The organism is Micromonospora inaquosa, assembly GCF_003857055.1.
GTDB classification, from domain to species: Bacteria; Actinomycetota; Actinomycetes; order Mycobacteriales; family Micromonosporaceae; genus Micromonospora; species Micromonospora inaquosa.
The window spans coordinates 1-13374 of record NZ_QGSZ01000329.1 but is presented as its reverse complement, the minus strand read 5'-3'; the positions used below and the strand labels follow the sequence as shown (position 1 = coordinate 13374).

Below are 13374 nucleotides of genomic sequence, written 5' to 3'. Positions count from 1 at the left end.
CATCGCCTACCGTTTGCGCTGGTCAAACTGGCGACGCCGACACCAAGCATGCGCCAAACGAGCCCACTACGCCCGCCGCCTCAACCTCGAATTCCCACCATGATCACGAATGGCGGCTGTCGTACTAAGCTCCCGCTGCGGCTCTGTTGTCAGACGGGAGCCAGGAAACCCCATAGGTTGCCCAGCGTTCTAGTACCGGTCGGTTGATGAGGTAGATGCGGTGCTTGGTGGCGAAGTCCTGGGCCGCGCTCGACGCTGTGCGGTTGGTGACGAGCCCGACGATGTCTGCTCCGTGCTCCTGACGGGCGGTGCCGTTGAGTTCGTGGAAATACCTGGGATCCACGGTGTGCCTAACCTTCGTCGAATACTTGCACTGAAGGACTACCCGCAGGCCGTTGGGAGTGACCCCGATGACATCGGCTCCCTGATCGTTGGAGCCACCGCGTCTCCGCAAGATCCTGCAACCATCGCGCTCCAGCAGCCGGGCGGTCTGCTCCTCGAAGGAGTCCGGCGAGCACGAGTCGATCTGCGAGAGCGTGACGGAGCCGGGGGTTCCCGCAAAGGAGTTCCGGGCCGTGGCCTCGACCACGAGTCCATCCCTTACAGAAGCCCAGGCGGCGTCAGTTGCTTTCACCCGCCGGTCCGCCCTGATGGCAGCGGCCGGGGACAAATGACTTAACAGCGAACCTCTACACGCACCGCCAACCCCGTGTCGGTTGGCGAGTGAGGCGTCGGCAGGTGGGCCCATCAGCGCGGCGATCACTTTGTCACACAAGAGGACATGGGCACGAGCGAGCAAATCTTCCTTGTCGAGTTGGTCCTGGTCGTCACGGATGTACGACAGCGCTTCATCAGCCACTGATGCCCATCCCGAATACTTCGAGATGCTTTCGGACCACTCGTCGTTGGACGCCGAGGAACCAGCGATGGACTTGACCTGCGCCAACCAGCGTTGCCGGACCTTCATCGCGACCTCTAGCTCAGCGTGCCGGAAGACGATCGCTTGCGCGTCGTCGTCCGACAGTCGGGCAACGACCGCGCCGAAGGTCTTGTTCAGTACCTTGTCGTTGAACTTGAGAGGTCGAACCGTACCGTCCATGTTGATCTTCACGGCTCGGGAGCGTAACGCGCCCAACCGACATTGCTGATCCTGGCCTTCGAAGGTACGCAGGCTGCTCAGCCAACCTCGAACCAGAAGCTCACGACCAAACCCTTGGGGTCTTCAGGCGACGCAACGCCCACGGCACAGTTGGGTCGAGCTCAGTGACTCCGCCACACATGCGCCGTCCCAGTCACTGAAACTATTTCAGCCATGGCTTCGGCGGCGGTCGCTCTGCTCGGCCCGATTTGGACGGGCATGGGCCGCTCGTGCGGCGGGGCCAGGAGCCGTCGAATCGGTATCAATCGCATCCGAGCGGTGACACCGGTCCGAGTGCAGGCCCCTACGGCTGAGTGCCGTGGTCAACGCGCGGCAGGTGCGGCGAGCCGGAGGAAGACGTAGTCGCTGCCATCTGGACCGGGCCGGCGCTCGCCGTCGGGCTTCCAGCCGAGTTTGCTGTAGAAGGACTGTGCGCGGGTGTTGCGTTCCCAGACCTCGAGCAGCCCTGTCGGCAGGAAAGAGTCAGTGAGGTAGTCGACGAAGCTGGTGTGCAGGCGTGCGCCGATGCCGTTGCCCCAATGGCTGGGTATTACGTGGATCTGGTAAAGCTGGCCCACTGTGCGGGCGTCTATGGTCGGCGAGTTTGGGCGTCCCATGCTCAGGATGCCGACGACCTTGCCGTCTTGAGTGGCGCACTTCACCACCCGGTCCGGTGACTGGAGGGCACGGGCCCACCCGTCATAGCGTTGCTGCGTCTGCGTCTGCGCCGGGTCGGCGAGGTCGTCGGCGCTGAGCCCTCCGGCGATGTAATAGGCGGTGCGCGCTTGAGTGTGCACCTCGACTATGCCCTCGACATCTACAAGCGTGGCCTGTCGGATCACCACGGGGATACCCATGCCCGCTGGTCCCATCTGCTGGTCTCGATCTACCCGGCACCGCTGTCCTACCAAAATCTTCGTATCCATCGCCCATCAGGCAGACACGGCCGCCACGAACTGCAAGATCGGGTTGAAAAGGCTCCCTGTGTGGCCCAGCGTTACCGCGGCCTGTGGCCCCTAGGTGACCCGGCGGCTGGGTCCGATTCCCCTGTTTCCGACAGGACTCTGACGCTCGTTCCCGGTGGTGTCTCTCTGGTCAGGGCGTACCAGTAAAACTGGAAGAGGGGCTGCTCCGGACCACGACCGAGCCGCTTGGCCACCTTGTTGTGCGGGTGGGCGCGCAGCCCGTTCGGCATCTCGACCACTGCTGCGCTTTCCGCAGGATCGAACGTCCAACGGCCCCCGCCGTGACGTACAAGCAACTCGCCGAGGTAAGCCCTCATGCTCATGCTCATGCTCATGCTCATGTTGTGGTGGTAATCAGCGGGAGGATTGCTCGCAAGGAAGGCATCGCAGACGTCGTCCAGCCGTGACGCCTCGGCCGACTCCCACCCGAACGACACGCCGTCCCCGGCCGTTCCTCTCACGAAAGCCTCCGCCAGCCCGCGCATGGCGTCTGCCGTCTCTGCGTCAGTCGGGTCGGCGCGCTTGCAGAACGGTTCGGGAAGCCCACGGTGTCCCTCCTCCTCGGGGGCGCGAAGCGTACCAAGCAGGAAGGGCAGGAGGTCTCCTCGTCGGGCAGTCGTAGACCAGCCTCCCGGGACGGCGCCCAGCCGATGTCCATGGCCGCTCCGATAGATGCGCGCCGCCCCGTGACGGCGGACGAGAAGATGTGCGGTCTCGCGATCGCCGGGGGCGGCGCGTGTCACCGGTGGTTGATGCGGTGGCTTCCGCTGCCGCGCCTAGGGACGTCGCCGTCGTGGGCGCCGCGGCCAGGGACGGGGACGACGGTGCTTGGGATGGTGGCGCGCCGGTCGGGTTGGCCGGCTGGTTGCGTCGGTTCGACGGTGCCAAGCCCGCACACCTAGTGCGTTGAGGATGGCCGAAACTCGCCGGAAGCTCGTTCGGGGCTGCACTCTGTCACCGCTTTCTCGCATGATGTAAGGATGGCGGGTGCTCCGCGCTAACCCGGCGCTCAACCAAGCTGCGCGGAGCACCCTGACCGACCAGCCAGTCAGCAGATCGGCGTGGATAACTTTCCTCGACGCCCCTAATGTCGGGAAAGAGGTCCGGACCAACTCCCGACAACATCAACCGCTGTCGGGCCACCCGCGTGCATCAAGGAACGACCGCATGAGCACCGGCCAGCATCCCGCGCCGCGCCGTAACGCCCGCCCGTACTCCGTTGACGAAGGCACCATCCGCACGCGGTCTGCCAACCCGGACGCCGCCGACTACACCCTCTACGTGCGCGGCCTGATCAATGACTACCTGGGCGTCGGCGGACAGGCGAAGGTCCTCGAGCACGCCCGTAACCGAGGCTTGCACTACCCCGGTCTCAATCGCCAGAAGCTCTCTGAGCAGCTGAGCCGCTACCGGTTGGGTCCAACCTGGGAGATGACCGAGCTGATCATCGCCTGTCTGCCCGACAGCTGCGACACGGCCGGCATCCGGGCCCTCGCCGCCGGTTGGTACCAGTGCGCCCGTGGTCAGCTGCCCGACGGCTACAAGGGTCCGGTCAGCCGCCCTCCGGGCAAGCCCGGCCAGCGCAACGTGCCGGAGAGCGAGCCTGCCATCCCGGTGCTACAACGCCAACTCGCGCGCCTGCAGGAACGGCTTCGGGCGGAGGCCGAGCGCCATGTCAGCAACCTGCGGGCCTCCGAGAACGCCCGCAACCACGCGGTCCGCCAGGCCAACCAGCTTGAGGTTCAGTTCCATGAGGTCAGGGAGGAGCTGCTGCGGGTTCGTAGCATCGCCGCGGAGGTCGCGACGATTCGTGAGGAGTACGCGCGTCAGTGCGTCGCGCTGGAACACGTCGCCGCGCCCGGCCTGCGCACGACACCCATCATCGATTTGCCGGAGCTGCCCGCCGCCCGCCGTCGGATCCGCTTCGGGCTCCTCGTCGCCACGATCGACACGCAGGCGCCACCCGCCCGCCGGGCGCTGGCCCGCTACCTGTGCGTCTACGCCGAATTCGCCGGCATCTCTCCCGCCGAGCTAGCCACCCGGGCAGACATCGCAACCACCGTGACCATGGACATCCTCGCCGGCCGTCATGTGCCCACCGCCGCCCACGCCGCCCGCCTGGCCACCGTCCTCACCTGCGAACCGGACACCCTGCGCCACCTCATCAGCGCGGCCAGCAGCAGCACCGCCCTCGATGAAGACTTCTGGAGCATCGCCCGCTGCCTCGACCCACCACCCTCGCCGGACAGCGCGCCGGGCGCAGGCGGCGTTGTCGGGTCGGATCCCGACAACCCTGTCACGCGTCCACTCCCCGACCCGACAACTGCGCCGCCCAACCCGATCGCCGACCGGCTGCGCCAACTCACCGACGTCTACCAGCAAGGGCTGATCAGCGACGGCGAATACGACGAGCAACGCACACGTATCCTCGGCGAGCTGTAAACGGCGGACACGGCGTCGACGGGGAAGTGCGGATCTAACCCTGTTGCCGACCTGACAGCGGGGGTGGCGACGCGACCTCACGAGCTCGGTCCATCAGCACCCGGACGGCGCTCCTGACCTCATCGAGGTTCGGCCCCCGCCGACACGCAACTGTGCGCCGACTCGCCGAGCGGCTGGCGCCTCGAACAGGATCACACTCGGCGGTCCGAATGGAATCTCATGGTCCATCTCCGCATCGTCTCCCAGGCAGGCGCGGCTGGGCTACCTTCGCATCCGATGTCGTGGATCTTCACCCCTACCCCTGCCACACTCCCCCACGATTACTGAGGTGAGGACCGTTCACGGTCGGCTCGGGCGGTGAGCCCAGCCCAGCGTCGAGTCGGGCCAGAAGCCGCGCCGGCACTGCGTCGGCCCGTGGCGCCGATGCTCGCGGCGCCCGTGGACGAGGTGCCCGAGGGCGCCGGGTTGGTGCATGAACCGAAGTGGGACGGGTGGCGGGTAATCGCGTTTCGCGATGACGACGGCGTGTACCTCCAGTCGCGGGCCGGGCGGAACCTGAGCACCTACTTCCCCGACATCACCCGGGCGATCCGGGCAGCGGTACCGGTCGGCGCGGTGCTCGACGGTGAGCTGATCGTGTTCGAGCGTGGGAGGACGAGCTTCGCGCAGTTGCAGCGGCGAATCACGGCCGGCCGGGGGCTTCTCCGCCTGGCCCGCGAATGCCCTGCCCACTACGTGCTCTTCGACCTGCTCGCCGACGCGGGCGGCCAACTCCTCTTGAACCTGCCCCTTTCTGAGCGGCGGGCCCGGCTGGAGCGGCTGCTCGTCGACGCACCGCCCCAGCTCACCCTGACGCCACAAACAACGGACATGCGAGAGGTCTGGGACTGGCTGACAAATTGGACCGTCGCCACAGGCATCGAGGGGGTGGTGACCAAACGGTCGACCAGCCGCTACGAACCTGGCAGAAGAGGCTGGTGGAAGTACCGCACCCGGATCACCACCGAGGCGGTCGCCGGTGGGGTGACGGGCAGCCTTCGCGACCCAGCCACCGTGCTGCTCGGCCGGCGCGATCGGCGGGGGCGGCTGCGGTACACCGGCCGTACGCACCCGCTCAACGGCGCGCAGCGCGAGGAACTCGCCGGGGCGCTGTCTCCCCTGCGGGCGGCGCAACGCCGCGGCGCCCCGGTGCTGCACCCTTGGCCGGAGCCGCTGCCGGCATCCTGGTCCGGCCAGCTGGAGCGGCCGGAGCCGCTGCGGTACGTGCAGGTGGAACCAAGCCTGGTCGTGGAGATCGAAGCTGACGTGGCGTTCGAGCACCAGCGGTGGCGCCACCGCGTCCGCTACGTTCGGGCGCTGCCCGGGGTGTCGGTGTACGACGTGCCGCTGCTACTCGGCGAGGAGGAGGGCTACTTCGGCGAGCCGTGAGCGGCTGCGCGATGACCGCCCTCCGAGTGGTGGTAAGGCGGCGTCAATGGGTTAGGCATCGACATGCTTCTCGTACGCGGAGTTAACCGCCAACGCCTGTAGGGCGATGGTATGTCGATCAGGTCCGCGCTGTGCTGGTTGGCGGCGGTCAACGGGACGGCGGCAGGAAAGCGTTGATCAACATGTCGATAAGTGTCGGAGTAACCGCCTAGAGTGACATCGACCAATGGCGCACGTCCGGCCTTGGCGGTGATCGACGAAGGTGGTGCAGCCTGTGGGCAGACCGGATCTGGATCATCATGAGGAGGCGGAGCGACTCCAGCAGGTGCTGCGTACTAGCCACGAAGAGCTTGCCGCGACGGAGTCCGGGACGACCACGTACCGCACGCGGCGGGCAGAGGTTTTCGCCGCCACGACGCAGCTGCTGGACTTCGAGGCCCGGATCCCGGTGTTGATGGATGAGCGGCGCAGGCGGATCAGCAGCCGCATCGTCTACGTCGGTGGCGCAGTTGCGCTTGCGGCGATGCTCGTCATCGGCGGGCTCGTCGTGGACGGCCGGTTCAGTCGTTGGTACCTGGTGCCGATCATCGTGGTGTGTCTGCTGGCCGGTGTCATCACGCTGAGCGAGCCGCGCGCCCAGCGTCCTGGGCACCGTAATCGGGCCGTCGGCGCGCTCATCTTGGTGGCCGGTGCCGCGTTGGTGGTCGTCGCAGCGCTCCGGGTGGTGTCAGCGATCTGGCTTTTGGCACTGTTGCCGGTGCTGGTGGCGGCGTTGGCTTGCTGGCTGCACGACGGCACCGAGGTGGAGGCCACGAAATGACGTACTCCACCTACCCGCAGACGGATCTGCGGACCTTGTCCGACACGGTGGAACGGCTCAGTCGCCAGGTGTCCACCACGTCCAGTGATGTCGATGAGCTGCAGGAGAAGCACGAGTCCCTCGACGGACAGGTCCGACTGCACGACGAGCGGCTTGAGGGGCTCGACCAGGCCACCCAGGAGATGCGCGAGGCGCACGACGGGCTGCGTGAGGAATTGGCCGACGACGTTGCCGAGGTCGAGGCGGCGGTGAAGTCGCTGACCGCCACGATCGGGTGGCTCGAACGGCGGGTCCGCGCCGAGCAGAAGCTCACCCCTGTGGACATCGACCACGCCGACAAGGCCGTGCGCGACCTTGCCGAGCGCGCGCTGCGCGGCCAGCAATCCGCATCAGTACTTCTTTCGCCCCACGATCGAGCGGTCTACGAGCGCCAGGTCGAGGCACTCGGGCGGCTTAGGCAGCGCATCCGTTCCAGTGGCGAGGACGCGTTGCGACATAGCGCGACGTTGGCCACGACCGCACGCAACAGCGCTGAGCACCGCCAGGCCGGGGTCGCCTTCCGCACCGCTCACCAGGGGTGGAGCGCGGCCAGGGCACAGCTGACCGCCACGACCGAAGCCGCCGAGCAGGCGGGTGAAGCGCTGCAATACGACGACGAGCGGCGGGCGGTGCACGGGCCAAACGTGATGACCGGCGAGGCGGCCCGCGCCACCCTGCAGAGCAAGCTGCGGGATCGCCTGTCCACGGCGATCGCCGACGCGGCGCTTCTACCGTCATGGTTCACGATCGTGCTCGGCCATCAGCCACCCGCCACCGACACCCAGCGCTGGCTCGACACAGCAGTGTCGTTGCTGATGTACCGCATCATCTACGCGGTGAAGGACCCGGTCGTCGCCCTCGGGCCCCCACCCGGCGACGACGCCGATCGCAAAGCCTGGTACCGCAGCCTCACCGAGGACCTCCGCAAAACCCGGTACTGACGGGGCGATCTTCCAGTGTTGAAAATGACCACGGTGCTGCCAGCGGGTCTGAGGGCCGATCCGGAGCCGGCAAGGCCGGTATTCTCAGCTCAGTTCGACCCGCGTTCGGCGGCCCCCAACCTGACGCGGGTTGGGCGCCGAACCGCATTCATCGCTCGCCTGACGGTGAGCTGGGCCGAGTCGCTGCCACCACCGCAGCGGTGACCCGTGCAGTCGCTTGGCGGCTCATACCCCCTGCTAGCAGAGCTTCGGCGTCCGTTCCAAGCCCATACGCGATGCCAAGCGGCTGTGCGGGCAAGCCCGGGCGTGGTATTCGCAGATGGTCCCGCAACCGGCATAGTCATCACCTGAAGCGTTCGCAGGCCGCGCCCTCCCGCAGTGCGCCTCGCTGTCGAGCCGCCCGACCTGGCGGCGGTCTTGGCTCTTGAATCATGTGCCCTTGCCGTCCCGGACCAACGTGATGACGATGTCTTGGCCCGATCTACCCGCAGTGGTGACCCGATGCTCGAACCGCGAAGGGAAGTCCCGGACGGTACGGCATACGTAGTTGGCCTGGTCGAACGACGGGTCAAGGGCGAGCATCTTGTTCTTGACTGTACCTGCGGTCGGCGTGTCGGTCGTGAGCTGCTCGTACGCCCGGATAAGAAGACGCTCGGCGTCCCTTATGTCGAAGGCTGCGGTAACGGCGGGACGGCTGGCGGGCTCAACTGCAGCGACGATGGTGCCCCAGAACTTGTACTCCGAGCAGACGGACATCAAACGTTGACTGGCGCTGGCTTGAGTACCGACGCCGACAACGTGTTTGCCGAATTCCCGCAGGCGATGCACGAGTGGCGAGTAATCGCTGTCGCCGGTCACAAGGAGAAACACCGCCACGTCTGGGTGGGTATGATGAGAACCTCCATGGCATCGACGACCATCCGAATGTCTGCGGAGTTCTTGCCGGTGCCGCCGATGCGGGCGATCTGGACGAGGTCGACGCCGTTGTTGGCCAGCGCCTGCTGATACTTCCCGAAGCCTGTGTTGGCCCAATCAGCGTAGGCACGGCGAATGGATGCGTTGCCGTGGAAGCCTCGGCACAGGTAGGTCAGGGCAGAGTCGGGAATGGGATCGCTCTGGCCAGGTAGACCCTTACCGGCACCGCACACCAGGTTCTCGAAGTCGATGAAAACCGCGACACGCTCCTGCGCCTGGTAGATCACGAACGGCTGAGACCTGCGCCACCGAGCCAGCGAAGAGGACTTACCGTCCAGCCCTTGGGTGTCCTGCCCCGCATCCACGACGCTCATCGACGATGTACTCGAAGGACCGACGGCTGGGAAAAGTTCCAGCAGAGGGGAGGCGGCGGAGGGCTCGCGGAGTTGTCACTGTGCCGGGTTGTTGAGCCTTTCGAGCCGGGTGAGTGTGTCTGGATCGTGCGCGAAGCGGCTGGCCAGCGTCGTGGCGACGCCTCGGGCTCGCGGTGTGTTGTCGAACCGTAGGTGCAGGTCGACCCAGGCGGGAACGGTGCCTGGGTTGGTGACGTCGGGTCGCAGATGGCGGTATGACGTCCACGCCGCGTCCCACCGGTTTTGGTTGAGCTGAGCGATGATCAGCGCCCAGGCGTGATCGTGATTGGTCGGTTCGTCCTTGAGTGCTGCCCGGCAGCACGCCTCTAGGCCCGCCCAGTCGTTTCGCGTGGCTCTGCGCTCAATGAGCCGGCGGTGCAGGGCTGTGCGCTGCTCGGCTGCGAGTTCGCCGGTGGCGAGTAGATCCTTGGCGCACTCGTCGGCGGCGTCGAGGTCGCCCCGGATTACCAGGATGTTGACCTTTTCCTGGAGCGCTTTCAGCGCCCCGTATGCCGCCCAGATCTCGTCGCACACGGCGAGGGCGGCGTCGTAGCGTCCCGCCTCACGAAGGATCTCGATCAGGATCTCTCCTGCAGCGGGTGACCAGGCAGACCGAAGCAGCGTGAACGCTCCGTCGATGTCACCGCTCCCAACGGCGTTGCGTGCGGTGAAAACGACGCGGTCGCCGTCGTCGAGATGCGCCAACGCCTCCACCTGGTCAAGGTCGGTGGCGTCGAGTGCGCCTCTGGAGGCGAGCTGGTTCAGACAGATCCTGGCCGCGAAAGCGGTGTCCGCGTTGTCGAGCGCAGTGCGCCACATGGCGACCGTAGCCGTGGCGGGTTGGCTCGGGTCCGCAGCGAGCGCGCGAATCAGTGGCTCCGCGGGTGTGCCGCGCATGGCGTCACCGAACCGAACGGCACGAATGCGGTCATCCAGGGCGATGCTGGCTTGGGCGCCCACGATCGCGACGACGGGGTCGCCCGCTTCTCGGTCGGTTGCCTGACCGCCGAATGCCGTGGGCGTGGCCAGCTCGACGACCGCCTTGAACGCGCCGACGAGCATGCGCTCCTGCACGAGAAGGCGATGCATGGTCTCGCTCGGCCCAGCCCATCGCCGTACGTCGTCGCGGACGGACATGGCGAGCGCTGTCACCTCCTGCTGGTCACGGAATGGCAAGGCCGTGGTCCCACGCAGCCAGCGCTCCATGAGCGCCCGGGCCCGGCCGAGTCTGCCACCAGTGTTGGCCGGTTGCCGTTCGCAGACGCGTTCGTACAGGGCCAGCGCTTGGTCGAACTCTCCCCGGCCAGCAGCGCGCTCGGCGAGGAACAACAGGCAGGTGGGTTCCGCGTCGAGCTCGCCATCGGGCCGATCGCGTAGAAGTTTCTCCAGCAGATCCTCTCTGCCCGATTCATCGGCTTCGAGGGCGCAGACGGCGACGTCCATGAGCAGGTTCGTCGTCCCTGCCTGTTGCGGGGCATGGACCGGGCGGAGAAGGCCAGCGGCGCGGCTCCTGTCCCCCACGGTGATGGCCATGATCGCCGCGACACCGCGCAGCCGTAGCTGGTTGTCCGGGTCCCGCTCGGCCGCCAACGCGAACGCTTCCATCGCCAGGTCCCGGTGGCCGTGGTCGTTGGCGTACGCCCCGACGGTTGCCAGCCGCGCCGCTGTCGCGTGAACCCATCCCCGGCTCGCCTGAACGAGCGGCTCCACGACCGCCCTCGGGTCGTCGCGGCCCCCAGTGAGCATCCGCGCGAGACGCCGTGCGCCCTCGGGGTCGACCAGGCTGAGAGCCGACAACGCCTCCACGGTGGACGGCGGCAACAGCGGCAGAACCTCCGCGACAGGATCCGGGTTGGCTGAGGGAGCAGCAAGCGCGATGTCACGCAGGGTGGCATGCGATGAGGCGTCGAGTACGTTCGCGGACGGCACCTCGATCGACCAGCTGCGGTCGGTCTCGTGCACCGCGTCGGCGGTGATCTGAACCCAGTATCCGACTCGGGTCTTCGGGTCAACGATGACCAGCACCACGGGCATCAGGTTGGCCAGCCAGTACGTGAGGTGCCGAGGCTTTCCGGGAAAGCGCCACCCGTGCCGGGTCCTTCGTTTGAAGAACGTTGACCCGCATTTGATCTGGACGGCGATGTACCGGCCGGTGGGGTTTGTCAGACCGTCGAGCTCGACTTGAGCGTCGATCCCCTGATCCGCTTCGCGTTGCTCCCGAAAGGCCCAGTTCAGATTGGTGAACGCGAGTTGCACCTCGGCGACGCCGCGGCGTTCCATCCCGACTGACGACGTCACCCTCTAGCCCCTATTCACTCCGTTGCCGGCCTGCACGGCCGGCCGGCTGTCACCGTGTGCCTCGCCGACATTGCCCGCCCACGTCACGCGGGCGGACCCGTCACCGTCTCGGTCACCCGGCCACGGCGTCCATCACCGCCCGTACAAACAGCCTGTCGCGCAGCTCGTTCGTCTGGTGCAGAGCGACAGCTCGTGCGACGGCAGCCGCGTGGCCGGTAGTGGGTCTTGACATGCTATGCCTGGGCAAGTATCGACGGCTCGGCGCCTAGGCCGGCGAGGGAATTGTCACCATCTCACTGTTGCTCCCAATCCAGCACCAGCGTGGCGAGTCCTTGCTTAGCTCGACGTAGACGGCGTGCTGGTAGTCCAGCTGCTGCTTGTAAGCCTGGAGCTTCTGTAGGTCAAAGTCGACCGCCCTCTCATTCGCTGGGTGCTTCTTTGCCTCCACTACAAGGATATTGTGGGCCCTCGTCCTTCCGAATCTATTGTGGACTATAAGGTCCGGCAGTACGGAACGCTTCCTGGCTGCCTCCGGTCCCATCCGCTCCTCGGCTCTCGGCTCAAGTAACCCGGTCAGCGATTTGGGAATCCTTCCTTCGCCCGCCACGCGATTATATTCAAGATCGACCCACAGTTCGCCTGGCCAGGCCTCTTCGATTTCAGGCGCCAAGTAACGGCCGACCCGAAACATTACCGATCTCTCATTCACATCGCGATGCAGAAGTACCTCATCATCGACACATGCCGCAAGGACCGCTCTTCCTAACGTGGCCCTTAGCCACTCTTCGGTCGGGAGCACGGCCTAAAGCCTACGCCGGGCGCTATCCGGGCCCAGCCGAAGCGGCGGTGTGTGGGCGACGGGCCGTTGAGTGTTGGCTCAGCCATCGCACCCGGGTCGCGTGGCCAGCGTGGTAAGCGATCGCCGGACCAGCGTGGCGCAAGTCAAGCCGCCGTCGGAGCGAGGACGGCCAAGGGTGCGTTGTCATGTTTCGGGTCCTCTTCGTATTCCGAACAGGTCGCTGTGAGGCGTCGGGGTCAAGGCTCGGGCCGTTGTCGTCTCCATCGCAGATTCGGAGTTTCCATCGCGTCAGCGCCGGTCGCCCATTAGCCCGGATGAGGAGCGGTCATTTGTTGCAGGATCTACCGGCGCAGCACCACGCTCACCGGACCTGCCCAGATGTAGTCGCTGGTGGTCACTGGACCCCGGACGGGCTAGTCTGATTGCCTGGCACCTCAAGCATCACCACATGACGTTCGACCGCGCCATCCTGCACCTCCACGATGGTGTGCGACACGAGCTCAGTCAGGTGCATGGAAGGGCTCTTGTCTTTCGGAGCTTTCAAGCGGAGCACGATGAGGAAACCGATACGCACGTCAGAGGCTTGATAACTGACCGTTTGCTTGATGTATGCGGCCTTGCTGGCCACCGGCACTGCTGTCCCATCCGCCTTCAGCTCCAAATAGAGGTGGAAGCCTGGGAAGGAAATTTGGATGTCGGTGCGGCCTGCCCCGACCTCATGCACCTCCACGTTCGTGGAGCTCGCCAACTGCCCTTGGGATAACCAGTCGTAGAGGTCGGCGTGCAGATCTTGCTCGTTGGCGTCCGGCTTGAACAGGTACGCCTTGGTCGATTGCTGAGTGTTTAGCCGTCGCGCGACGAACTTGATGAGCTGATCAAGAACGACGGTTACGGCAGGCGCGACCTCGCCCGTGAAGTCTTTACAGGCGGCGAGCTCAGCGAGCATCCGCTTTCGGACGCCGGTAACCGTGACGTCTGGGTCGGGATCGGCAGCGGCCTGCCGGTCGGCGATGTCGGCGGCCAGTGCCGCGAGCTCCACCGGATTCCCGCTAAGGGACGTCTCGTAACTCGGTGAAGGCGTTGTCCGGCGCCGGGCGGGCGGTCAGCCCGCGAGGGCGATGTTGTGCAGGTTGGCGATGCCGGAAGCGGGGTCGGTCAAGGTGCTGGCGGCGCGCC

At 66.2% G+C, this 13374-nt stretch carries 11 protein-coding genes; 4 read left to right on the top strand and 7 right to left on the bottom strand.

Annotation, left to right across the window (positions count from 1 at the left end):
* Positions 1-124: 124 nt before the first annotated feature.
* Positions 125-1111, bottom strand: coding sequence for a restriction endonuclease (locus DLJ59_RS30200; RefSeq protein WP_124776920.1), 987 nt, complete (start codon positions 1109-1111; stop codon positions 125-127).
* A gap of 350 nt (positions 1112-1461) precedes the next feature.
* Positions 1462-1995 carry a GNAT family N-acetyltransferase gene (locus tag DLJ59_RS30195; RefSeq protein WP_244236306.1) on the bottom strand — a complete coding sequence of 178 codons (534 nt, stop codon included), beginning with the start codon at positions 1993-1995 and terminating at the stop codon, positions 1462-1464.
* A gap of 1275 nt (positions 1996-3270) precedes the next feature.
* Here DLJ59_RS30195 and DLJ59_RS37060 point away from each other — a divergent pair.
* The 4 genes from DLJ59_RS37060 (at position 3271) to DLJ59_RS37055 (ending at position 7773) form a co-directional block, all read left to right on the top strand.
* Positions 3271-4545, top strand: a complete 1275-nt coding sequence (locus DLJ59_RS37060) for a hypothetical protein (protein WP_124776918.1) — start codon at positions 3271-3273, stop codon at positions 4543-4545.
* Between the two features lie 423 nt (positions 4546-4968).
* Positions 4969-5973 carry an ATP-dependent DNA ligase gene (locus DLJ59_RS30185; protein ID WP_124776916.1) on the top strand — a complete coding sequence of 335 codons (1005 nt, stop codon included), beginning with the start codon at positions 4969-4971 and terminating at the stop codon, positions 5971-5973.
* Between the two features lie 274 nt (positions 5974-6247).
* Positions 6248-6793: a hypothetical protein gene (locus DLJ59_RS30180; protein WP_124776914.1), complete on the top strand. Its 546-nt coding sequence runs from the start codon at positions 6248-6250 to the stop codon at positions 6791-6793.
* A complete protein-coding gene (locus DLJ59_RS37055) occupies positions 6790-7773 on the top strand; it encodes a coiled-coil domain-containing protein (protein ID WP_208648886.1) in 984 nt (327 codons plus the stop codon). Before DLJ59_RS30180 ends, DLJ59_RS37055 begins: the two co-directional genes overlap by 4 nt.
* A 429-nt stretch (positions 7774-8202) precedes the next feature.
* On the opposite strand, the gene DLJ59_RS37975 is transcribed toward DLJ59_RS37055, so the two are convergent.
* From DLJ59_RS37975 to DLJ59_RS30155, 5 genes are all read right to left on the bottom strand, one after another.
* The gene (locus tag DLJ59_RS37975) at positions 8203-8649 is read right to left on the bottom strand and encodes an NYN domain-containing protein (RefSeq protein ID WP_208648885.1); all 447 of its coding nucleotides are present in this window, start codon (positions 8647-8649) and stop codon (positions 8203-8205) included.
* Complete coding sequence (locus DLJ59_RS37970; RefSeq protein WP_208648884.1) at positions 8628-9062, bottom strand: NYN domain-containing protein; 435 nt, start codon at positions 9060-9062, stop codon at positions 8628-8630. The genes DLJ59_RS37975 and DLJ59_RS37970 overlap by 22 nt, the downstream gene beginning before the upstream one ends.
* A 75-nt stretch (positions 9063-9137) precedes the next feature.
* Positions 9138-11399: a DUF4365 domain-containing protein gene (locus tag DLJ59_RS30165; protein WP_124776912.1), complete on the bottom strand. Its 2262-nt coding sequence runs from the start codon at positions 11397-11399 to the stop codon at positions 9138-9140.
* A 265-nt stretch (positions 11400-11664) separates the two neighbouring features.
* Positions 11665-12198, bottom strand: coding sequence for a hypothetical protein (locus tag DLJ59_RS30160; protein ID WP_208648883.1), 534 nt, complete (start codon positions 12196-12198; stop codon positions 11665-11667).
* A 394-nt stretch (positions 12199-12592) separates the two neighbouring features.
* Positions 12593-13237, bottom strand: coding sequence for a hypothetical protein (locus tag DLJ59_RS30155; protein ID WP_124776910.1), 645 nt, complete (start codon positions 13235-13237; stop codon positions 12593-12595).
* Positions 13238-13374 lie beyond the last annotated feature (137 nt).